Annotated in this window: 21 protein-coding genes; 8 read left to right on the top strand and 13 right to left on the bottom strand. The window is 66.1% G+C overall.

Translation table 11 applies throughout. From position 1 onward, the window contains the following. Positions 1-52: 52 nt before the first annotated feature. Together rpmA and rplU are read right to left on the bottom strand one after the other, a co-directional pair. Entirely contained in the window at positions 53-322 is a 270-nt protein-coding gene (gene rpmA / locus M2332_RS11325; protein WP_181560913.1) for a 50S ribosomal protein L27, read from the bottom strand. 90 nt (positions 323-412) lie between these two features. Then, positions 413-775, bottom strand: a complete 363-nt coding sequence (gene rplU, locus M2332_RS11320; protein WP_181561558.1) for a 50S ribosomal protein L21 — start codon at positions 773-775, stop codon at positions 413-415. Positions 776-1,002: 227 nt separating this feature from the next. Here rplU and M2332_RS11315 point away from each other — a divergent pair, with 227 nt between their 5' ends. Beyond that, the gene (locus tag M2332_RS11315; protein WP_264574118.1) at positions 1,003-1,527 is read left to right on the top strand and encodes a hypothetical protein; all 525 of its coding nucleotides are present in this window, start codon (positions 1,003-1,005) and stop codon (positions 1,525-1,527) included. Here the strand turns inward: M2332_RS11315 and M2332_RS11310 are convergent. From M2332_RS11310 to hemB, 3 genes are read right to left on the bottom strand one after another with little or no spacing between them, the layout of a single operon-like run. Beyond that, positions 1,502-2,059 carry a gamma carbonic anhydrase family protein gene (locus M2332_RS11310; RefSeq protein WP_264574117.1) on the bottom strand — a complete coding sequence of 186 codons (558 nt, stop codon included), beginning with the start codon at positions 2,057-2,059 and terminating at the stop codon, positions 1,502-1,504. The genes M2332_RS11315 and M2332_RS11310 overlap by 26 nt on opposite strands. Next, positions 2,056-2,631 (bottom strand): GNAT family N-acetyltransferase, encoded by a 576-nt coding sequence (locus M2332_RS11305; RefSeq protein ID WP_264574116.1) that lies wholly within the window; start codon positions 2,629-2,631, stop codon positions 2,056-2,058. Before M2332_RS11305 ends, M2332_RS11310 begins: the two co-directional genes overlap by 4 nt. Positions 2,632-2,652: 21 nt before the next feature. Continuing rightward, a complete protein-coding gene (gene hemB / locus M2332_RS11300; RefSeq protein ID WP_264574957.1) occupies positions 2,653-3,648 on the bottom strand; it encodes a porphobilinogen synthase in 996 nt (331 codons plus the stop codon). Between the two features lie 175 nt (positions 3,649-3,823). On the opposite strand from hemB, the gene M2332_RS11295 reads away from it, so the two are divergent. The 4 genes from M2332_RS11295 (at position 3,824) to M2332_RS11280 (ending at position 9,978) form a co-directional block, all read left to right on the top strand. Continuing rightward, positions 3,824-5,188: an MFS transporter gene (locus tag M2332_RS11295; protein ID WP_264574115.1), complete on the top strand. Its 1,365-nt coding sequence runs from the start codon at positions 3,824-3,826 to the stop codon at positions 5,186-5,188. A 48-nt stretch (positions 5,189-5,236) separates the two neighbouring features. Then, positions 5,237-5,722 (top strand): cyclodeaminase/cyclohydrolase family protein, encoded by a 486-nt coding sequence (locus tag M2332_RS11290; RefSeq protein ID WP_264574114.1) that lies wholly within the window; start codon positions 5,237-5,239, stop codon positions 5,720-5,722. A 41-nt stretch (positions 5,723-5,763) separates the two neighbouring features. Then, the gene (parC, locus tag M2332_RS11285; protein ID WP_264574113.1) at positions 5,764-8,055 is read left to right on the top strand and encodes a DNA topoisomerase IV subunit A; all 2,292 of its coding nucleotides are present in this window, start codon (positions 5,764-5,766) and stop codon (positions 8,053-8,055) included. Between the two features lie 207 nt (positions 8,056-8,262). Next, entirely contained in the window at positions 8,263-9,978 is a 1,716-nt protein-coding gene (locus M2332_RS11280; protein ID WP_264574112.1) for a putative bifunctional diguanylate cyclase/phosphodiesterase, read from the top strand. On the opposite strand, the gene M2332_RS11275 is transcribed toward M2332_RS11280, so the two are convergent. The 4 genes from M2332_RS11275 to M2332_RS11260 form a co-directional block, all read right to left on the bottom strand. Then, positions 9,942-11,162 carry a CCA tRNA nucleotidyltransferase gene (locus tag M2332_RS11275; protein WP_264574111.1) on the bottom strand — a complete coding sequence of 407 codons (1,221 nt, stop codon included), beginning with the start codon at positions 11,160-11,162 and terminating at the stop codon, positions 9,942-9,944. The genes M2332_RS11280 and M2332_RS11275 overlap by 37 nt on opposite strands. Continuing rightward, positions 11,159-11,758 (bottom strand): CoA pyrophosphatase, encoded by a 600-nt coding sequence (locus M2332_RS11270; RefSeq protein WP_264574110.1) that lies wholly within the window; start codon positions 11,756-11,758, stop codon positions 11,159-11,161. The genes M2332_RS11275 and M2332_RS11270 overlap by 4 nt, the downstream gene beginning before the upstream one ends. Then, a complete protein-coding gene (locus M2332_RS11265; RefSeq protein WP_264574109.1) occupies positions 11,755-12,321 on the bottom strand; it encodes a DUF1285 domain-containing protein in 567 nt (188 codons plus the stop codon). The genes M2332_RS11270 and M2332_RS11265 overlap by 4 nt, the downstream gene beginning before the upstream one ends. A gap of 83 nt (positions 12,322-12,404) precedes the next feature. Further along, a complete protein-coding gene (locus M2332_RS11260; protein ID WP_264574108.1) occupies positions 12,405-12,950 on the bottom strand; it encodes a GNAT family N-acetyltransferase in 546 nt (181 codons plus the stop codon). Positions 12,951-13,115: 165 nt separating this feature from the next. Between M2332_RS11260 and M2332_RS11255 the strand changes: the two genes are divergently transcribed. After that, entirely contained in the window at positions 13,116-13,487 is a 372-nt protein-coding gene (locus tag M2332_RS11255) for a dihydroneopterin aldolase (protein ID WP_181560925.1), read from the top strand. 89 nt (positions 13,488-13,576) lie between these two features. Here M2332_RS11255 and M2332_RS11250 read toward each other — a convergent pair whose 3' ends face one another. Further along, positions 13,577-14,524, bottom strand: a complete 948-nt coding sequence (locus tag M2332_RS11250) for an isopenicillin N synthase family dioxygenase (RefSeq protein ID WP_264574107.1) — start codon at positions 14,522-14,524, stop codon at positions 13,577-13,579. Positions 14,525-14,675: 151 nt separating this feature from the next. On the opposite strand from M2332_RS11250, the gene M2332_RS11245 reads away from it, so the two are divergent. Both M2332_RS11245 and M2332_RS11240 read left to right on the top strand, forming a co-directional pair. After that, entirely contained in the window at positions 14,676-15,083 is a 408-nt protein-coding gene (locus tag M2332_RS11245; protein ID WP_264574106.1) for an EVE domain-containing protein, read from the top strand. After that, entirely contained in the window at positions 15,064-15,303 is a 240-nt protein-coding gene (locus tag M2332_RS11240; protein ID WP_264574105.1) for a hypothetical protein, read from the top strand. Before M2332_RS11245 ends, M2332_RS11240 begins: the two co-directional genes overlap by 20 nt. Positions 15,304-15,673: 370 nt before the next feature. On the opposite strand, the gene M2332_RS11235 is transcribed toward M2332_RS11240, so the two are convergent. The 3 genes from M2332_RS11235 to groL all read right to left on the bottom strand — a co-directional run bounded on the left by M2332_RS11235 (position 15,674) and on the right by groL (position 19,714). Next, positions 15,674-15,973, bottom strand: coding sequence for a hypothetical protein (locus M2332_RS11235; RefSeq protein WP_264574104.1), 300 nt, complete (start codon positions 15,971-15,973; stop codon positions 15,674-15,676). A 41-nt stretch (positions 15,974-16,014) separates the two neighbouring features. Then, positions 16,015-17,880, bottom strand: a complete 1,866-nt coding sequence (gene pepF, locus M2332_RS11230) for an oligoendopeptidase F (RefSeq protein ID WP_264574103.1) — start codon at positions 17,878-17,880, stop codon at positions 16,015-16,017. A 187-nt stretch (positions 17,881-18,067) separates the two neighbouring features. Continuing rightward, a complete protein-coding gene (gene groL, locus M2332_RS11225) occupies positions 18,068-19,714 on the bottom strand; it encodes a chaperonin GroEL (protein WP_181560931.1) in 1,647 nt (548 codons plus the stop codon). Between the last annotated feature and the right edge of the window lie 33 nt (positions 19,715-19,747).

The raw sequence follows: 19,747 nt of genomic DNA, 5'->3' as shown, positions 1-19,747 counted from the left end.
CGGCTCACCAAGGGATCGTCCCGCTGGACGATCCCTGTCATGAATCGTCCGATTATTCGGCGGCTTCCGCCATCACGTCCACGGACACAAATTTGCGACCGAGCTTGCCGTCGTGGAACACCACGCGACCTTCGGTAAGCGCAAACAGGGTGTGGTCCTTGCCGATGCCGACATTGCGGCCCGGGTAGAACTTCGTGCCGCGTTGACGGACGAGAATATTGCCGCCGAGCACGCTCTGGCCGCCGAACTTCTTCACGCCAAGGCGCTTCGATTCTGAATCGCGACCGTTGCGCGATGAACCGCCAGCTTTTTTATGTGCCATGGTCTAAACTCCTCGAAACTTTCAGAGCATTTTCAGCAAAAGTGGAAACCGGTTTTGCGTCCGAAAATGCTCAATCAACCAAATTCAGGCTCAGGCTTCGGCGGCTGCCGGAGCGGCGTCGGCCTTCTTGGCGGCGGCCTTCTTCTTCGGCGCTTCGCCGCCGATCGCCACGATCTTGAGGATCGTGTGCTGCTGGCGATGGCCGTTGCGACGACGGTAATTGTGCCGGCGACGCTTCTTGAAGACGATCACCTTCTCGCCCTTGGCCTGGGCAATGATCTCAGCCGAGACCGTGAGGCCCTTGCTGTCCTTGATTTCCGAGCCGTCACCCGCGAGCAGGACATCGTCCAGCGTGACGGTTTCGCCGGCTTCACCAGCGATCTTCTCGACGACGATCTTGTCTCCGGCGGCGACGCGATATTGCTTGCCGCCCGTACGCACGACAGCGAACATGGGCTTAACTTCCATCAATCAAATGCTTGGCGCGAACGGCATGGCACAGCCATTTGGAGCTGTCCGCGCGGGAATGTGGCCCCTTAGTGAGGGTCGCCGGACCTGTCAACGGAAAGACTCGGATTTTCGCCGCGCAACCTCACGCGCCGCGCCATCAAACCTGCAACGGGCACCGCCTGCGCGCCATGGTTGAAGCGCTTCTCCCGCCACCCTAAATGAAAGGCATCATGCTGCGCCGACTCACCGCCTTTTTCGCCCTGATGATCCTGGGCTCTGCCGTCAACGCGCAGGCCGACCCGCGTGCCTTCCCGTCGCTGGCCAAGCGTCCGGTCGAAAGCCGCGACCGCACGGTGCCCCCGGCACCGGCGATCAAGCCCGCCGCCACGGACCCGGCGCTCGCCACGCAGGTGGATCGCTTCACCCGCGATGCAGGCAGTGCCGACACGGCCTTTCAGAGCCTGCTCACCGGCAGTCGCGCCAGCGTGGCAGCAGGCGCAGGCGCTGCGCCCAACAGCGAATCCTGGGTGACCGCGCAGACGGCAATCAGCGCGCTCGACAGTGCCCGCTATGAAAGCGTCGCCGCGCTCGCCGCGCTCGACACGCTGTTTGTCGAGCGGCAGGATGCCGAGGATGCCGCCCGCGTCGCCGCAGACCTTGCCGTCATCGATCCGGCCCGCCTGCGCGTGCTGGCAATGGTCGACGCGCAGAATGATGCGCTCGACGCCCTCAGGCGCCAGCTTCCGCAGCCTTGAGCGCGGCGGTGTGCAGCGCAGCCTCCTCGACATAGGCCTCCACGCCGCGGCGCATCCCGTGCAGGTCGGCCTCGCCCAGATCGCGCATATATTTGGCCGGTCGCCCGCTCCACAGCTGGCCTGCCGGCATGCGCTTGCCGGGCGTGAGCATCGCGCCTGCCGCGAGCATGGCATCCCCCTCGATCACGCAGCCGTCCATCACGATGGCGCCCATGCCGACGAAGGCGCGATTCTCCAGCATGCAGCCATGGATGATCGCCATATGCCCGATCAGCACATCGTCGCCGATGATCGCCGGATGGCCCCCATCGCCGAAATCGCTCTCGACATGGACGGTGCTGCCATCCTGAATGTTCGAGCGCGCGCCGACCCGAATGGCGTTGATGTCGGCCCGCAGCACGCAATTGTACCACACGCTGGCCTGCGGGCCGATCTCCACGTCGCCGATAATGACGCAGCCCGGCGCCACGAAGGCGGTCTCGTGAATCTTCGGCGTCTTGCCGTTGAAGGGAAGGATAAGAGGCCTGGTCATGACTTGTCCTCGCTGTGCGCCGTCCAGTCCGCGCGCCGCATCTCATAGATGATCGTGGGATTGTCGGCAGCGGGATAACGGCTGTCACCATAGTCCAGATCGGCACGACGCCGCATGCCGAGCTTCTCCATCAGGCCCCAGGAGGGCGGATTGCTGAGCGAGGTCTGCGCGAAGACCGCCGGCAGATCCCACGGCCCGAACGCCCGCGCCAACATCGCCCGCGCAGCCTCCTGCGCATAGCCCTTGCGCCAGCAATCGTGCCGGATGATCCAGCCGATCTCCCACTGCCCGGCCAGCTCGTCGGGGGCTTCCGGCGAATCGATGACGCCAAGCCCGCAATCGCCCAGCAGCAGCCCGTCGGACTTGCGCTCGATCATCGCCAGCGAGATGCCCTTGGTCTCCCAGTCGGCCGCGATCCGGGCGAAATTGTCCGCAATGGCCTCCGCCGGTCTGGGGCCGCCCAGACAGGCCCGCACTTCCGGCGTGTTCATGTGGGCAAGCCAGACCTGCTGATCGCCCGGCCGCTCGGTCCGCAGGATCAGCCGCTCGGTTTCAGCGATCATTCTGGCCATGGCGTTGCCTCACTGGCCCGCTCAGCCGCCCAGCAGCCGGGCGGCATGCAGCGCATGATAGGTCAGCACGCCCGTACAGCCGGCGCGCTTGAAGCTCATCAGCGTTTCCATCACCAGCGCGTCGCGCTCGCCTGCGCCGACGGTCACGGCAGCCTCGATCATCGCATATTCGCCGCTCACCTGATAGGCGAAGACCGGGATGTTGAAGGCATCCTTCACCCGCGCGACGATATCGAGATAGGGCAGGCCGGGCTTGACCATCACGCTGTCCGCGCCCTCGGCAATGTCCATCGCCACTTCGCGCAGCGCCTCGGCGCCATTGGCCGGGTCCATCTGGTAGCTCTTCTTGTCGCCCTTGAGCAGCCCGCCCGAGCCCACCGCATCGCGGAACGGACCGTAGAAGGCGCTCGCATATTTGGCGGCATAGGCCATGATCTGCACATTGGCGTGACCATCGGCCTCCAGCGCCTCGCGAATCGCGCCGATGCGCCCGTCCATCATGTCGCTCGGCGCGATGATGTCCGCCCCGGCGGCGGCCTGATTGAGCGCCTGGCCGATCAGCATCTCCACCGTGGCGTCGTTCACGACATAGCCGGCTTCATCGAGCAGGCCGTCCTGGCCGTGCGCGGTATAGGGGTCGAGCGCCACGTCGGTCAGCAGGCCGATCTCCGGCACGGCATCCTTGATCGCGCGGATCGCCTCGCACATCAGATTATCTGGATTGAGCGCCTCCACGCCATCGTCGCTGCGCCGGTCATGCGGGGTATTGGGGAACAGGGCGAGGCAGGGAATGCCCGCCGCCGCAGCCTCCCGCGCGCGCGCCACGGCGAGATCGACCGACCAGCGCGAGACGCCCGGCAAAGAGCCGACCGGCTCCTCGACCCCGCGCCCGCCCGTGATGAACAGGGGCCAGATGAAATCGGCTGGCGTCAGGCGATGCTCGGCATGAAGGCGCCGGCTCCAAGCGGCAGCGCGGGTGCGTCGAAGGCGAAGCTCGGGATAGGCAGCGTGCGTCATGCCGGCGGGATAGGCCTCTCGCGCGCCCCGATCAATGGCTGCGGCGCCGCTCGCCCCTGAGAGACGGTGGGGCGCGCCCATCCACGTTCATTCCTTCGACAAATGATATTCAATCCGTTACGCCGTCGCAAACGGCCGACATCCGGCCAACAACATATCCGAGGGAGAGGCAGGCATGGCATCCACCGCCGCCACCACATTCAGCGCCGCGCTGGCCAGCAGGCCCGTGCGCAGGTTCCAGTGGATCACGGTCGGCATCTGCCTGCTCATCCTTGTCAGCGATGGCATCGACATGCAGCTGCTCGGCATCGTCGCGCCCCTGGTGATCGCCGATTTCGGGGTGGATCGCGGCACATTCGGCATTGCGATGAGCGCGGCGCTGATCGGCTTCGGTCTCGGCGGCTGGCTGGGCGGGATGCTGGGCGACAGGATCGGCCGGCGCTACGCCCTCGCCTTCGCCGCCATCATCTTCGGCCTCGGCACCATCGCGGCAGGCCAGGCCGGCAGCGTGACCAGCATGGCTCTGTGGCGGCTGGTCAGCGGCATCGGCTTTGGCGCAGCCTATTCCAACGCATTGACCATGGCCAGCGAGTGGCTGCCGGACCGGCTGCGGCCGATCACGGTCAGCTCGCTCTCGGTCGGCACGCCGATTGGCGGCGCCGTCGTCGGCTGGGTCGCCCCCGCCCTGTCGGACCTTTATAGCTGGCGCTGGACCTTCATGGTCTTCGGCATCGCGACGCTTTTCCTCATCGTGCTGATTATCGCCGTGCTGCGCGACAGCCCCTCCTTCCTTATCGCGCGCGGTCGCAAGGCGGAGGCGCAGGCCGTTGCCCGCCGCGTGCTGGGTGAAGACATCGACCTCATGCCGGAGCGCCATCGCGCGGATGATGGCGCCGGCGTCGCCATCGGCGTGCTCCACCGCAGCAACCTGCGGATGAACATCGGCGTCTGCACCTCCTTCACCGCCTGCGCCCTCGTCGCCTATGGCATCCTCAACTGGTCCACCACATTCCTGACCGCCGCCGGCTTCACCCTGCCGCAGGCGGGCAATGCCGTCTCGGTGGCGGGCATCACCTCCATGGTCGCGGCGATTGCCGCTGGCTTCCTCAGCCGGCGGCTGGGCACCCGCACGGTGATGAGCGGCATCAGCATCGCGCTGTTCCTCTGCATCGTCACGCTCGGCTTTTTCGTCGAGACGCTCTCCCCGGCGCCGACCGAGACCGAGCGGCTGATCGTGGTCAGCCTGATCGGCGCCTCGGCGGCGGCCTTCAGCGGCGGCATCGCGACCATGTATGTCATCATGACCCATGGCTATCCGCCCTCCTGCCGCTCGTCGGGAATCGGCTTCGGTATCTTCATGAGCCGGGTCGGCGCGGTGTCGGCCAGTGCGTTCGGCGGCGCGCTGCTGGAACTGGGCAATGGCAGCGTCATCCCCTTCTTCGCGGTGCTGGCGGTCGGCGCCATTCTCGTCTCGGCAGCCTCCTTCATTGTCGACCAGCATATGCCGCCCGCCGGGCGCCCCGTCCCGCTGCCGGCCTGAGCGGATCAAGCCGCGGGAACCTAATCTGCGCAGGTCCGCTTAAGGCGCATGCTGGCGCGCGCACCATTTGAGGATGTTCTGGAGGAGATCGCCTCGGGCGACCTCTCGTCGGGCTCCGGCACGGCCGCAGCCTGCGCGCTGGCGATGGGCATTGCCTGCCTGCGCAAGGCGATCGCGGTGAGCCTCCATCATCCCCCCGTCGACCCCGCCCTGCACGATTCGGCGGCTCGGCTGTGCGCCCTGCAGGATCGCGCGCTGGCCGCTGCCAAGGCGGACGCCGTCGGTTTTCCGCGCCTCGTCCGCGCCCGCCCGGATGGCGAGAAAGCGCAGGCGGCGGACGATCTGGTGGCGCTGGCCGACCGCTTCACCTGGCTCTGCGCGCAACTCATGTCGGAAGCCGAGCGACTGGCGCCGCTGCTGCGCCCCAACATGGCCAATGACATCCTCGCCGCGCGCCGATTGGCCGACGCCGCCTCCGCGATCATGGAGGCCAATGGTTCGGAGAATGCAGGCGACGCAACCGAAGGCGCATAGCTCCCCTACCCAAGCGCCGCTGCGCTTGCTAATCGCGCGGCATGACAGATTTTCGCGATCCGCTGGACAGCATCAAGGACCACCCCTTCGATTCAGCCCTGTCCGAGCGATATCTGGTCTATGCGCTCTCCACGATCACCGCGCGCTCGCTGCCCGATCTGCGCGACGGCTTGAAGCCGGTCCACCGCCGCCTGCTGTGGGCAATGCGCCTCTTGCGGCTCGAACCGAGCGGGCCAGCGCCGGATATTCTGGTCGCCAATCCCGAGCGGAACACCACCAGCTACAAGAAATGCGCCCGCGTCGTGGGCGACGTCATCGGCAAATATCACCCGCATGGCGACGCCTCTGTCTATGACGCGATGGTCCGGCTGGCGCAGGACTTCTCCCTGCGCACCCCGCTGGTCGACGGGCAGGGCAATTTCGGCAATATCGATGGCGATAACGCCGCCGCCATGCGCTACACCGAGGCGCGGCTGACGCAGGCCGCTGCCGATCTGATGGCCGGCCTCGACCATGGCACCGTCGATTTCCGCCCGACCTATAATGGCGAGGAGGAAGAGCCCGAGGTCTTCCCCGGCCTGTTCCCCAATCTGCTCGCCAATGGCGCCAGCGGCATCGCGGTGGGCATGGCGACCAGCATTCCGCCGCACAATGTCGCCGAGGTGATCGATGCGGCCACGCTGCTGATCGACCAGCCGGAAGCCGATCACGCCCAGCTCATGCAGTATATGAGAGGGCCGGACTTCCCGACCGGCGGCGTGCTGGTCGATCCGCCCTCGGTGATCTCGGACGCCTATGCGACCGGCCGGGGCAGCATGCGCCTGCGCGCCCGCTGGCACCGCGAGGATGAAGGGCGCGGCACCTGGATCGCGGTGATCGACGAGATTCCCTATGGCGTCGCCAAGGGCAAGCTGATCGAGCAGATCGCCCAGCTCATCGCCGACAAGAAGCTGCCGATCCTCGCCGACGTGCGCGACGAGTCGGACGAGGTTCTGCGCATCGTGCTGGAGCCCCGCGCGCGCACGGTGGATCAGGACGTGCTGATGGACAGCCTGTTCCGTCTCACCGATCTGGAGAGCCGCTTCCCGCTCAACATGAACGTGCTGGATGCCAGCCACACGCCCCGCGTGATGGGCCTGCGCGATCTGCTGACCGAATGGCTCAAGCACCAGATCGAGGTGCTGGTCCGCCGCGCCCGGCACCGCATCGAGCAGATCGACAACCGGCTGGAGCTGCTCGACGGCTATATCATCGCCTATCTCAACCTCGACCGGGTGATCGAGATCATCCGTAGCGAGGATGAGCCCAAGCCGGTGATGATGGCGGAGTTCCAGCTGACCGACCGGCAGGCCGAGGCGATCCTCAACATGCGGTTGCGCTCCCTGCGCAAGCTGGAGGAAATGGAGCTGCGGCGCGAGCGCGACGACCTCGCCGCCGAACGCGAGGATCTGCAGAAGCTCGTCGAATCGCCCGCCCGCCAGCGCACCCGCCTCAAGCGCGACCTCGCCGATCTGCGCAAGCGCTACACGCCGGAAAAGGGCATCGGCGCACGGCGGACTGGACTGGAGCAGGCCGGGCCGGCGCGCGAGATTCCACTTGAGGCGATGATCGAGCGCGAGCCGATCACCGTCATCATGTCCCAGCGCGGGTGGATTCGCGCGATGAAGGGCCATGCCGATCTCACCGCCACCGATGCGCTCAAGTTCAAGGAAGGCGATGGCCCGGCCTATGCCTTCCACGCGCAGACCACCGACAAGCTGCTGCTCGCCGGATCGGATGGGCGCTTCTACACGCTGGGCGCGGACAAGCTGCCGGGCGGACGCGGGTTTGGCGAGCCGGTGCGGCTGATGATCGATCTGGCCAATGAGACCGACATCGTCGCGCTGTTGCCGGCCAGGGCGGACGGCAAACTGCTGCTCGCCGCCAGCGACGGGCGCGGCTTTATCGCGGCGATGAGCGAGATCATCGCTGAGACCCGCAAGGGCCGGCAGGTGGTGAACCTCAAGGCCGGCGCGCAGCTCAAGGTGGTGCGGCCGGTGGCACCGGGGGCCGATTCGGTCGCTGTCATCGGCGAGAATCGCAAGCTCGTCATCTTCTCGCTCGCCGAACTGCCGGAAATGGCGCGCGGACAGGGCGTGACCTTGCAGCGCTACAAGGATGGCGGCCTCTCCGACGCGATGACGCTCACGCTGGCGCAGGGCCTCTCCTGGACGATGGGCGGGGACAGCGGGCGGACCCGCACCGAAACCGACCTGCTCTCCTGGCGCGCGGCCCGCGGCGCTGCCGGGCGGATGCCGCCCAACGGCTTCCCCCGCGACAACCGCTTCGACTGATCCGTCAGCGCAGGCGAATCCTCCTTTTCCCGTCACGGGACGATGGGGACTGTTGCGGCATCAACAAAAATAGGGGCTTGGGCCAGACTTTCAGCCTTAATTTACCATGGGCCGTTAACCCGGCGATCCATGACGGCAAGCGCAAAACGCGAGACGGAGCATGTAGAGGCAGCGGCACGCCCGCGGCCTGCGCCCTTTGATGCCTCCATGACAGAGCCCTTGCCGGCGGTCGACGACCTGCGCGGCTATACCGCCTTCCTGAAGGCGCTCCCTTATCCCGCCGCGCTGTTGACCCAATCCCCATCAGGCCTGCACGTTCTGGTCGGCAATGCGGAGTTTTTCAGCTTTGTCGAGGATCAGGCCGCCAACGAATTGCTCGACAGTGAAGACAGCCAGCGCAGGCAGCGTAACTGGCGGCACCGCGCGCAGGCGATGTTCGATTCGCAGCGCCGCTCCGACCGCTTCGAACTGGAATTCCACGACCGGCTCGGGCTGCGGGCCTACAGCTGCTCGCTGACCTGGGTTGAGGAAGACGATGCGCAGCCCGCCCGGCTGGTGCTCTTCACCGCAACCGACCGCACCAGCGAGCGCAATGCGGAAAGCACATTGCGCAAGGAGCTGATGACGGACAGCCTGACCTCGCTGCCCAACCGCATTGGCTTTGTCGAGCAGATCGAGGGCCTCGCCGAAAATGGCCGCCCGGCCGCGAGCAAGGCGACCTATGCGATCATCGGCTTCGATCTCGTGCGATTCAGCCGCATCAACGAATCGCTGGGCGCGATGGCGGGCGACGAGCTGATCATCACCGTCGCGCGCCGCGTCAAATCCGTGCTGCGCGCGGGCGACGTGCTGGCCCGAATCGGCGGCAACGAGTTCGCCATCTTCGCCCATGTCGGCCATGGCCTGTCCGAAGTGCTGCAGATCGCCGAGCGCGTGCGCAAGGCATTCGAGGCACCGATCCGCCTCTCCACCTATCTCATCAACGTCGAGGTCGCGCTGGGCTGCGCGCTGGCGCAGGAAGACAGCGACGATATCGAGCGGCTGCTCAGGCAGGCGCAGGCGGCGGTGAAGCGCGCCAAGAAATCCGGCGCGCTGGAGGTCTACCGCGCCAATGTGCTCCGCGAGGCGCTCAAGCGCTTCACGCTGGAGAACCGCCTGCGCGAGGCGATCGACAATGGCGAGCTCACCATGGTGTTCCAGCCGCTGATCAACCTGCAGACCGGCGCGGTGAAGGGCTTCGAGGCGCTCACGCGCTGGGAGGATTCGGTGCTGGGGCAGGTCTCCCCCAATGAGTTCATTCCGGTCGCCGAGGAATCGGGGCTGATCGTGCCGCTCGGGCGCTGGGCAATGTGCGAGTGCGTGCAGACCCTTGCGGATTGGGACAGGCGGTTCGGCGAAACCCTGCCGATCACGATGAACGTCAACCTCTCACCGGTGCAGATGGTGCGCGACAATGTGCCCCGCGCGGTGGAGGAAGCGCTGCGCTATGCCGGCATTGCCGGCAACCGCCTGATCATCGAGCTGACCGAAAGCGCGCTCATCGCCGACCCGGACAAGACCCGGCAATTGCTCGGCGCGCTGCAGGCGATGGACGTGACGGTGGCGATGGACGATTTCGGCACCGGCTTCTCCAACCTCGCCAGCCTCCAGTCGCTCCCCATCGACGTGCTCAAGATCGACCGCAGCTTCGTGACGGACATGATCGGCGACGCCGACAAGATCGCCATCGTGCGCGCCATCGTCAGCCTCGCCGGCGCGCTCGGTATGGAAACCACCGCAGAGGGCATCGAGACGCCCGATATGGCCGATGCCCTGCGCAAGCTCGGCTGCCATTTCGGTCAGGGCTATCATTTCGCGCGCCCCCTGCCGCCGCAGGAAGCCTTCCACTACTGGCTGGAGCGCAGCGCCGCCCCGACCATCTGACGCGCCATCTCGCGCGTCTCGTCCGGCTCGGGAAAACCCCGGTCGATCCACGCTCTCTCCAGCGCCTGAAGCGTCCGCGCCACCAGCGGACCTGCCGTCAGCCCCATCGCAATCAGATCGCCTCCCGAAAGCGGCAGGCGCGGCGCCTGCCAGCCGATCAGCGTGGGCGCGCAGTCGGACGAAAAGGCCCGGCCCAGCAGCAGCTGATCGACCGCGCTGTCTTCGCCCAGCGCATAGGCCAGTGCCTGCGGAGTGGCCGCCGAGGTCGGGGTAGCGGCCGCGCGCAAACGCTGGCGCGCCTTGTTGGAGAGCCGCAGCCGTGCGCCGACCTGATCGGCCAGCGCGCCATCGGGCGGAAGCAACGCCGCCAGACGACGCAAGCCGGCCGGCGCGATGCCCGTCGCCTGCTCGGCGGCGATGAGCGCGCGCAAGGCGGCGACGCCCTCCACATCGATCTCCGGCAGCACGGACGCCAGCACCCCGTCGCCCACCATCGCCGCGATCACGTCGGCCGGGTCGGGCAGACCGAGCAGCTTGAGCATCTCGTCCGCGACGCGCTCCCGCGAAAGCGCCATGAGGCTGGTCGCGTGCGCCACGCAGGCGCGATAATCCGGCGTGTCGCGATCCAGCGTGCCGAACCGGGCCGTAAAGCGGAAATAGCGCAGGATGCGCAGATGATCCTCGGCGATGCGCTGATGGGGATCGCCGATGAAGCGCACGCGGCGAGCGAGCAGATCGGCGCGCCCGTCGAAATAATCGGACAAGACGCCACTGGCGGGATCGGCATAAAGCGCGTTCATCGTGAAGTCGCGGCGGGCCGCGTCATCCTGCCAGTCCGTGCCGAACGCGACCGTCGCCCGGCGTCCGTCGGTGGAAACATCCCGCCGCAATGTGGTGATCTCGATCGGGCGATGATCCAGAATGGCGGTGATCGTGCCATGCGCGATGCCGGTCGGCACGGCGCGCAGGCCAGCGGCCTTGACGCGCCGGACCACCTCCTCCGGCAGGTGGACGGTGGCGATGTCGATATCCTTAACCGCGATGCCCAGCAGGGCATCCCGCACCGCGCCGCCGACGAAACGCGCTTCGCCTTGGTCCGCGCCCAGCGCCTCGCAGAGTGCCAGTAGGCCCGGCCAAGCCCGCCACTCGGCATCGGGAAGCCGCTCGGGGAGGGGCGCGCTCATGCGGCCGCCTCGATGCGCCGGGCGAGGTTGACCAGCATCGCTGCCGTCACGCCCCAGATGCGGTGCTCCTGCCACAGAAACTCGTAATAGCTGCGCGTGCCGCCTTCCCAATCCACGGTGCGCAAGGCGCGGTTGGTGGGATCGAGCAGGAAATCGAGCGGCACCTCGAAGATGGCGTCAACCTCCGCCTCGGATGGCCGCAACGCCAGATCGGGCGGGACGATGCCGACAATCGGCTCGATCTCGAACCCCGTGCCGGTGCGGAAGCGATCCGATCGGCCCATCACCTCCACCGCTTCGGGCGGCAGCGCGATTTCCTCATGCGCCTCGCGCAGCGCCGCCTCCACCGCGTCGCGATCACCCGGGTCCAGCCGGCCACCGGGAAAGGCGACCTGCCCGGCATGGGCGCGCAGCCCTGCGTGGCGCAGGGTGAAGATCATGCCCGGATCGGGACGGTCCGTGACCGCGATCAGCACCGCTGCCGGCGTGAACGGCCCCTCCGGCTCAGGCCGGTTGCGATACAGGAAGAAATCATGGGTATGCGCCGAGTCGAATTCCGGCCGCAACGACGCGGTCAGCCGGTCCCGCCAGCTCATGCCGTCGTCTCCAGCGCGTGAAAAACGCCGCTGCTCCACAGGCCCAGGGGATCGTGCCCCTCCGCAATGGCAAGATCGGCCAGCGCATAATAGACCGGGCGGATCAGCCGCGCGCGCAGCCCGGCCTCCAGCCCGAGCGCGGGACGCGGCCCCGCCGCATTCTCTTCCATCCCGAGCGGATGGGCGCCGTCAGCTATGATCCACTGCCCGGTCGCTCCAATCCGAAACCGCAGCGTCCGCGCCTGCCCTTCCCCGTCGCTCGCCATTTCCACCGCGAACAAAGGCGCGTCCTCGACCTCGATGTCGAGCATCTCGACCGGCGTCACCAGCACATGCCGCCCGTCCGGCTCGCGCCGCAACAGGCGCGCGAACAGGCTCACCAGCTCGGGACGGCGGATCTCCCGCTCCTCATGAAACCAGCGGCCCTGCGCATCGATTCGCATGGCGCTGTGCCCGCAGCGCGTGGGCGCCCAATCCATGACCGGATAGGGCCGCGCCGGATCGGCATCCTGCGGGACACCGGCAATGGGCGGATCGGAACCGGGATCGAGAGGCGCAACCATGCGCTGCAGATAGGCAAGGCCAGCCGGCTTGGCAAAGGGCGTCTCGCACCGGGGCCACGCGGTGCTGACCGCGATCAGCGCGCTCAGACCGCCGGCGTGGCCGTCGCCCCCGCCACCAGGGCCGTGCCGCGCGGGCCAAGACTGCCGGCGGAGGGCAGCACCACGCCGGGCGCCGCGCGGGTCAGCAAGCGGTGCCGCTCGACCGGACCGGGCACGGCCCAATCCCCCGTTGCATCGGCCGTAAAGCCCCAGAAGCGGCCATAATATTCGGGATCGCCGATCATCACCAGCGGATCGCCCGGATGCAGATCGACGGTTTCGATCAGCCGGTCCATCAGCGCGCGGCCGGTGCCATGGCGCTGCATCGCTGGGACCACCGCGACCGGCCCGACCATGATCAGCGGTGTCTCGCGACCGTCCGGGCCGTGCAGGGCCACCGGCCAGCTCTGCAGCGTGCCGATCAATTGCCCGTCCGAATCGAAGGCGGCGAAGGAGAGGTCCGTGAACCAGGCCATGCCCAGGCGGATGCGATAGGCCGTGCGGCCGTGGCGCGCCGGGCCAAATGCCGCATCGAGCAGCGCGGTGATGGCCGCGTCTCCGGTTCCTGCCAGCTCGCCGATCCGTGTCACCGCTTGCCGTCCGCCTTCCAAGCGGGCAATAGCGCCCGAGGCGGCGGCCTTTAGCGCTTCACGCCCAAATGAAAAGGGTTATTCGAGGCTATGATGGCGGGACGCGAGGCGGGAATGCCAGGAACGGGAGGGCACAGCGCCAATCCGGCAAACGGCGTGAATCCCATGGATGACATGCTGCTGCTCGAGATTGAGGATCTTGAGGTGGATGTGCTGACCGGCATCTATTCCGAGGAAACCCATCTGCCGCAGCCGCTGCGAATCAGCATTCGCGCCCTGCTCGAGCATCGCAGCCATTACGAGCCGAATACGCCGCTCAGCACGTCCAAAAACTATATGGACCTCAAGCATGCGGCGACCACGGCGATCACGCGCGGCCAGCACTTCATGCTGGTCGAGGCCGTGGCCGATCACATCATCGACACCATCTTCCTGCAGGACCGCAAGGCGCGCCATGTGACGGTGAAGATCGTCAAGCTGGCCCTCTCCGAGCGGAACGAGAAGATCGGCATCACCCTCTCCCGCTGGCGGAAGTAAGCTGCGGGTCCGCAGACCCACATCCTTCCGCCCCCCGTTCGTGTCGAGCGAAGTCGAGACACGAACGAGATGTGTGGGGGCGCGAAAACCTAACCCTTCTTCAGCCCAATCTCGCGCAGCCGCTCGTGCAGATAGTCATGCGCGCTGATCGGCGGTTCACGCAGCGGATTTTCCGCGCTCACGCATTGCGGCAGCGCCTCGATCATCACGTCCGGCTCCAGATGCAGGAAGAAGGGCATGGAATAGCGCGGAATGTGGCGGCGCTCGGGCGGCGGATTGACGACGCGGTGGCTGGTCGAAGGCAGCACATGATTGGTCAGCCGCTGCAGCATATCGCCGACATTGATGACCAGCGCGCCAGCGGGCGGCGTGGCCGGAATCCACTCACCCTCGCGCGTCAGCAGCTGCAGCCCGCCTTCCTCGGCGCCGAGCAGCAGGGTGATGAGGTTGATGTCCTCATGCGCGCCCGCGCGAATGCCGGGCGCCTGCGCGGATACGGGCGGATAATGCAGCAGCCGCAGGATGGAATTGCCCTCGTCGATCTTGGCGTCGAACCAGTCTGGCGCCAGGCCGAGATGGCGCGCGACGCCGGAGAGGATGCGCGTGCCCACGACATCGAACGCCGCGAACAGCGCCGTAAAAGTCTCCTCGAACCCCGCGATCTCGCCCGGCCAGATGTTAGGCGGCATATCGGCGGCGAGGGGATGACCGGCCGGCAGGGCGCGGCCGACATGCCAGAATTCCTTGAGGTCATTCTCGCTGGCACCCTTGGCGACCTCTGTCCCGAACGCCGTATAGCCCCGCTGTCCCGCGCCGCCGGGCACGAGATAGGCGCGCTTGACCGGATCGGGCAGCGCGAAGAACGCCTTTGCCAGCGCCCAGCCCCGCGCCACGAGGTCCGGGTCCATCCCATGATCGGTGACGATGGCGAAGCCATATTCGCGGAAGCTGCTGCCGATCGCATCGGCGAAATCCTGCGGCGAGAGGCGCGCGAGCGAGAGAGTGGGGACATGCCCCAGCGGATCGGATGACGTCATGACGGTCTCATTCGAACGTGAAATGATGATGCCTGACTAGGCGTTCGCGGCGCGGCTGTCACGCCGGGCCTGGCAGGCGGAAGGCCCTTGCACCCCGCGTACCGGCATGGAATGGCGCCCTGGCAGGCTGGCAAAGGAGGATCGATCGCCCATGCGCTACTGGCTGATGAAATCGGAGCCCGATGTGTTCTCCTGGGACGATCTGGTCGAGAAGGTTCGCGCCGAGTGGGACGGCGTGCGCAACCATGCCGCCAAGCTGAACATGAAGGCGATGGAGGTTGGTGACCAGGCGCTATTCTATCACAGCAACATCGGCGTCGAATGCGTCGGCATCATGGAGATCGTGCGCGGGGCCGAGCAGGACAGCACGGACGAGACCGGCAAGTGGTTCGCGGTGGAAGTCGCGCCGGTGCGCAAACTCGCCAAGCCGGTCACGCTCAAGCAGATCAAGGCCGATCCTGCATTTGCGAACATGGCTTTGGTGCGACAATCGCGCCTGTCCGTGTCGTCGGTGAGCGACGAGGAATTCCAGAGAATCGTTGATTTATCAGAGCAATAATCATTCCCGATTGAATGCGCAGGCCACAACGATTGCAGTTTTTGCATTCGTCGCCCGGCCTTTGCAATTGAACTTTGCTGCGTTGCAACACAAATGGCCTCCAGAGACACGGGCGCTGCGCCCGATCAATTCCGGGAGCCACGACATGACCATTCTCAAGAAGATTTTTGCTGCCTACATCTCTGCCGCTGCCATGAGCGTTCCGTTCGGCGGCCTGTAAGCAGATGAGGCACGGCGCGACCCACTGAGGTCGCTCTGCTGCAAATCAAAAAGGCGACGCTGCAAGGCGTCGCCTTTTTTGTGCGCCTTTTTGCTGGCGAATCTGCGGCCGCTTCCCTACAGCGCGGACCAATGATCGGCCCGGCGCAAATTATCCCCGGACTTATCCACACTCATCCACAGTTTTGATCTCGCTCCCCGCATTGCAGCGGCGGATAATGCTTTGCACGACTCGATTCTCGTGAGACCATCAAGCCATAGAGAGACAGAAATGTTCTGTTAAATCAGGATGTTGAGTCGATCTTACGGACCAAGACCTGCGCGCGGCAACGTGCTCGGCGGATTGGTTCGGCCCGCCGCCAACCGCAGGATCACGCTTCCCCCGGGAACAGGATCGCGAGGCAGCGGGGATGGATGCAGGCTCTGCCGTCTAGGCATGATCCCGCATCCGCAAAGGCCGCCACGGCTTGCCCTTCGGGCGAGCCTCGCGCGGCCGATCCGAAGGCGGCCTGCCGCAGCCGGATCAGCACGTCGGACTTCCGCAAGGAACAGGACGTGAGGCGCACGATCTGACGATCGAGAGCGTCGTGCCAGACGCTGGATGTCCCGGAGACGGGCTGGAAGGCGATGGCATCGGGGGGGCCGGTAGCGATGCCGGCCCCCATTTTCATGCGTCGCGCGCGGTGAAAACCCCCGCACGCCCGGCCTTCGATCAGACCATCAGCGCCTCGGCCTCATCCAGCGTATCCGACAGAAGCTGGACGACGGCACGATAGGGCTCCGGCCCCGCCATGTTCAGCCCCGCGCGCTTGAGGATCTCGACCGGATAATCCGAGCCGCCGGCCTTGAGCACGGCCAGATAATTGTCCCGCGCCTTCGCCCCGCCGCGCTTGATCTCCCCGGCGAAATAGACGGCGGCGGAGAAGCAGGTGGCATATTGGTAGACATAGAAGCTGTTGTAGAAGTGCGGAATATAGGCCCACTCATTGCCATAGGCCGGCTCCATGCCGACCTTCGGCCCATGGTAGCGCGCCAGCAGATCGGTGTAGAGCGTGGTGAAGGCGCCACCCGACAGACCGTCGCCCGCCTCGGCCCGGTCATGCGCCACCAGTTCGAACTCGGCGAACATCGTCTGGCGGAAGAAGGTGCCGCGAATATTCTCCATCCGCTGGCCGAGATAGAAGAGCTTCTCCTCGCGCGTCTTGGCCTGCGACTCCATATAATCGAGCAGCAGCAGCTCGTTCAGCGTCGAGGCGATTTCGGCGGTGAAGATCGGATAATCCGCTTTCTCGAAAGGTTGCGCGGTATTGGCGAGCAGGCTGTGCATGGCATGGCCCCACTCATGCGCGTAGGTGCTCAGGCTCTCATATTCGTCGCTCAGGTTGAGCAGCAGATAGGGATGCACATCATAGGCGCTGGACTGCATATAGGCGCCCGGCCGCTTGCCGGTCCGCGGCCACGGGTCCATCCACCGCGCGGCCGTCGCGCGTGAGAGAGAGGCGGCATAATCGGGGCCCAGCGGCTGCACCGCAGCAAGCGTCAGTCGACGCATCTCGTCGAGCGAGAAGCGGCGCCCCGTTTCGACCAGCGGCGGGTAGATATCGTAATAATAGAGGTCCGGCAGCTTGAGCATCCGGCGGCGCAGCTCGAAATAGCGGTGAAGCTGGGGCAGGCCCTTGTTGGTCTCCGCCACCAGGGTGCGATAGACGCCCTCCGGCACATTCGATCCGGCGAGGGCCGACGCCAGCGCGGTGGGATATTTGCGCGCCTTCGCATCGAAGATATTGCCGCGGACCTGCGCCAGATAGGTCGCACCGAAGCTGTTGCGGAACTCCCCATAGGTCTTCCAGAAGGCATCGAACACCGCCTTGCGATCCGCCCGCTCGGGCGCCGCGCGGTGGACGGTATAGCCCTGATTGTCGAGCTTCACTTTCTCGCCGGTGGACAGGGTGATGCTGGGCCAGGGAATGTCCGAGCTACGCAGCTGGTCCGAAATGTCTCCCGGCGCCGAGAGCACGGATGTTGCGCTCGCCAGCAGGCCTTCCCCTTCTGGCGAGAGCGTATGCGGCGCGCGACGCAGCATGTCGGCCAGCGCATGATCGAACCGATCGCGCAACACGGCATTCCCCGCGATGAACTGCTTGATCTTCGCCTCGCCGATGCTGAGCACTTCCGGCGCGATCCAGGCGCTGGCCTCGCTGAACGCGGTGAACAGGTCAACCGCCTGCCCCTGCTTCTCCTGGTTCGCAGAGACGCGCACATCCTCGTCGGCACGCAGGCTGGCATAGACATAGACGCGCAGGATCTGCCGGTAGAGGTCGGACTGCATGGTGAAGGCCGCCGCGAGCGTCTCGGCACTTTCGCCAAGCCGCCCCTTATAGGCCGCCATGCCCTTGACCGCCTCGAGCGCGGAACGGCGGGCGCTGTCCCACGCGGCATCGTCGGCATAAAGCGCACTGAGATCCCAGGTGAGATCCCGGTTGGAGGCGGTTTGCGCGGCAAGCGACGCGGGCGCCAGCGCGGCGAGGCCGGCAATGGCGGCGGCGGCCACGGCTTCGCGGCGGGAAAGGTCGGTCATGCGGTCATCCTGATCGGGCGCCGCGGAACAGGCAGCGCCAGGTTGCGATGCCCTACTGTGTCGGCATTGCGCGCCGATGGGAAGATGCTTGTGTGAAACCGGCGGCGCCCGCACGGCCCGCCGTTGCCCAAAGGAAAAGGCCGCCGGTTTCCCGACGGCCTTCCCTGATACCAAAGCGGTGAACTTCTTAGAAGTCCATGCCGCCCATGCCACCCATGCCGCCGGGCATGCCAGCCGGAGCCGAGGACTTGTCCTCGGGCAGCTCGGCAATGGTCGCCTCGGTGGTGATGAGCAGACCGGCAACCGAAGCCGCGTCCTGCAGAGCTGCGCGCACAACCTTGGTCGGGTCGATCACGCCGGCTTCCACCAGGTTCTCATAGACGTCGGTCGAAGCGTTGAAGCCCCGGGTCTCGTCATTTTCGCGCAGCAGGTTGCCAGCGACGACGGCACCGTCGAAGCCCGCATTCTGAGCGATCTGACGCAGCGGCGCTTCGATGGCCTTGCGGATGATGTCGATGCCGCGGGTCTGGTCGTCATTGACGCCCTTGAGGCCGGCCAGCGCCTTGGTGGCGTACAGCAGAGCCGTACCACCGCCGGGGACAATGCCTTCTTCGACAGCTGCGCGGGTGGCGTGCAGCGCATCGTCAACGCGATCCTTGCGCTCCTTCACCTCGACCTCGGACGCACCGCCAACCTTGATGACGGCCACGCCGCCAGCCAGCTTGGCCAGACGCTCCTGCAGCTTCTCGCGGTCGTAGTCGGACGTGGTCGTCTCGATCTGCGCGCGGATCTGCTCGGTGCGGCCCTTGATGGCATCCGCATCGCCAGCGCCATCGACGATAGTGGTGTTGTCCTTGTCGATGGTGACGCGCTTGGCGGTGCCGAGCATGCCGACCGTGACGTTCTCGAGCTTGATGCCGAGATCCTCGGAGATCACCTCGCCCTTGGTGAGGACGGCGATGTCTTCCAGCATGGCCTTGCGACGGTCACCGAAGCCCGGCGCCTTCACGGCGGCGACCTTCAGGCCACCACGCAGCTTGTTGACGACGAGCGTGGCCAGAGCCTCACCCTCGATGTCCTCGGCGATGATGAGCAGCGGACGGCCCGACTGCACCACGGCCTCCAGGATGGGAAGCAGCGCCTGCAGCGAGGAGAGCTTCTTCTCGTGGATGAGGATGTAGGGGTCAGCCAGCTCGACCTGCATCTTCTCGGGGTTGGTGATGAAGTAGGGCGAGAGGTAGCCGCGGTCGAACTGCATGCCTTCCACGACGTCCAGCTCGAAATCGAGGCCCTTGGCTTCCTCGACCGTGATCACGCCTTCCTTGCCGACCTTTTCCATGGCCTCGGCGATCTTCTCGCCGACTTCGGTGTCGCCATTGGCCGAGATAATACCGACCTGGGCGATTTCCTTGTTGCCGGAAACGGCCTTGGAGCGGGCCTTGAGGTCCTCGACCACCTTGGTCACCGCGAGGTCGATGCCGCGCTTGAGGTCCATCGGGTTCATGCCGGCCGCAACCGACTTCATGCCCTCGCGCACGATCGCCTGGGCGAGAACGGTCGCGGTGGTGGTGCCGTCGCCGGCAATGTCGTTGGTCTTCGAGGCCACTTCGCGCACCATCTGGGCGCCCATGTTCTCGAACTTGTCCTTGAGCTCGATTTCCTTTGCGACCGACACACCGTCCTTGGTGATGCGGGGGGCGCCGAAACTCTTGTCGATCACGACGTTACGGCCCTTGGGACCGAGGGTGACCTTCACTGCATCGGCGAGAATGTCCACGCCGCGCAGGATGCGCTCACGGGCATCGCGGGAAAATTTGACGTCCTTGGCTGCCATGTTGCTAGTCCTTCCTTGAATTCAACGGAGTGC

Origin of the sequence: Sphingobium sp. B11D3A (assembly GCF_025961695.1) — a bacterium.
GTDB lineage: Bacteria > Pseudomonadota > Alphaproteobacteria > Sphingomonadales > Sphingomonadaceae > Sphingobium.
The sequence above is the reverse complement of the archived record's forward strand: the minus strand, read 5'-3'. Positions and strand labels throughout refer to the sequence as shown.

Excerpts from the sequence above, each read along its gene's own strand:
- rpmA (WP_181560913.1), bottom strand. The coding sequence starts at position 322 with ATGGCACATAAAAAAGCTGGCGGTTCATCGCGCAACGGTCGCGATTCA.
- rplU (WP_181561558.1), bottom strand. The coding sequence starts at position 775 with ATGTTCGCTGTCGTGCGTACGGGCGGCAAGCAATATCGCGTCGCCGCC.
- M2332_RS11315 (WP_264574118.1), top strand. The coding sequence starts at position 1,003 with ATGCTGCGCCGACTCACCGCCTTTTTCGCCCTGATGATCCTGGGCTCT.
- M2332_RS11310 (WP_264574117.1), bottom strand. The coding sequence starts at position 2,059 with ATGACCAGGCCTCTTATCCTTCCCTTCAACGGCAAGACGCCGAAGATT.
- M2332_RS11305 (WP_264574116.1), bottom strand. The coding sequence starts at position 2,631 with ATGGCCAGAATGATCGCTGAAACCGAGCGGCTGATCCTGCGGACCGAG.
- hemB (WP_264574957.1), bottom strand. The coding sequence starts at position 3,648 with ATGACGCACGCTGCCTATCCCGAGCTTCGCCTTCGACGCACCCGCGCT.
- M2332_RS11295 (WP_264574115.1), top strand. The coding sequence starts at position 3,824 with ATGGCATCCACCGCCGCCACCACATTCAGCGCCGCGCTGGCCAGCAGG.
- M2332_RS11290 (WP_264574114.1), top strand. The coding sequence starts at position 5,237 with ATGCTGGCGCGCGCACCATTTGAGGATGTTCTGGAGGAGATCGCCTCG.
- parC (WP_264574113.1), top strand. The coding sequence starts at position 5,764 with ATGACAGATTTTCGCGATCCGCTGGACAGCATCAAGGACCACCCCTTC.
- M2332_RS11280 (WP_264574112.1), top strand. The coding sequence starts at position 8,263 with ATGACAGAGCCCTTGCCGGCGGTCGACGACCTGCGCGGCTATACCGCC.
- M2332_RS11275 (WP_264574111.1), bottom strand. The coding sequence starts at position 11,162 with ATGAGCGCGCCCCTCCCCGAGCGGCTTCCCGATGCCGAGTGGCGGGCT.
- M2332_RS11270 (WP_264574110.1), bottom strand. The coding sequence starts at position 11,758 with ATGAGCTGGCGGGACCGGCTGACCGCGTCGTTGCGGCCGGAATTCGAC.
- M2332_RS11265 (WP_264574109.1), bottom strand. The coding sequence starts at position 12,321 with ATGGTTGCGCCTCTCGATCCCGGTTCCGATCCGCCCATTGCCGGTGTC.
- M2332_RS11255 (WP_181560925.1), top strand. The coding sequence starts at position 13,116 with ATGGATGACATGCTGCTGCTCGAGATTGAGGATCTTGAGGTGGATGTG.
- M2332_RS11250 (WP_264574107.1), bottom strand. The coding sequence starts at position 14,524 with ATGACGTCATCCGATCCGCTGGGGCATGTCCCCACTCTCTCGCTCGCG.
- M2332_RS11245 (WP_264574106.1), top strand. The coding sequence starts at position 14,676 with ATGCGCTACTGGCTGATGAAATCGGAGCCCGATGTGTTCTCCTGGGAC.
- M2332_RS11235 (WP_264574104.1), bottom strand. The coding sequence starts at position 15,973 with ATGAAAATGGGGGCCGGCATCGCTACCGGCCCCCCCGATGCCATCGCC.
- pepF (WP_264574103.1), bottom strand. The coding sequence starts at position 17,880 with ATGACCGACCTTTCCCGCCGCGAAGCCGTGGCCGCCGCCGCCATTGCC.
- groL (WP_181560931.1), bottom strand. The coding sequence starts at position 19,714 with ATGGCAGCCAAGGACGTCAAATTTTCCCGCGATGCCCGTGAGCGCATC.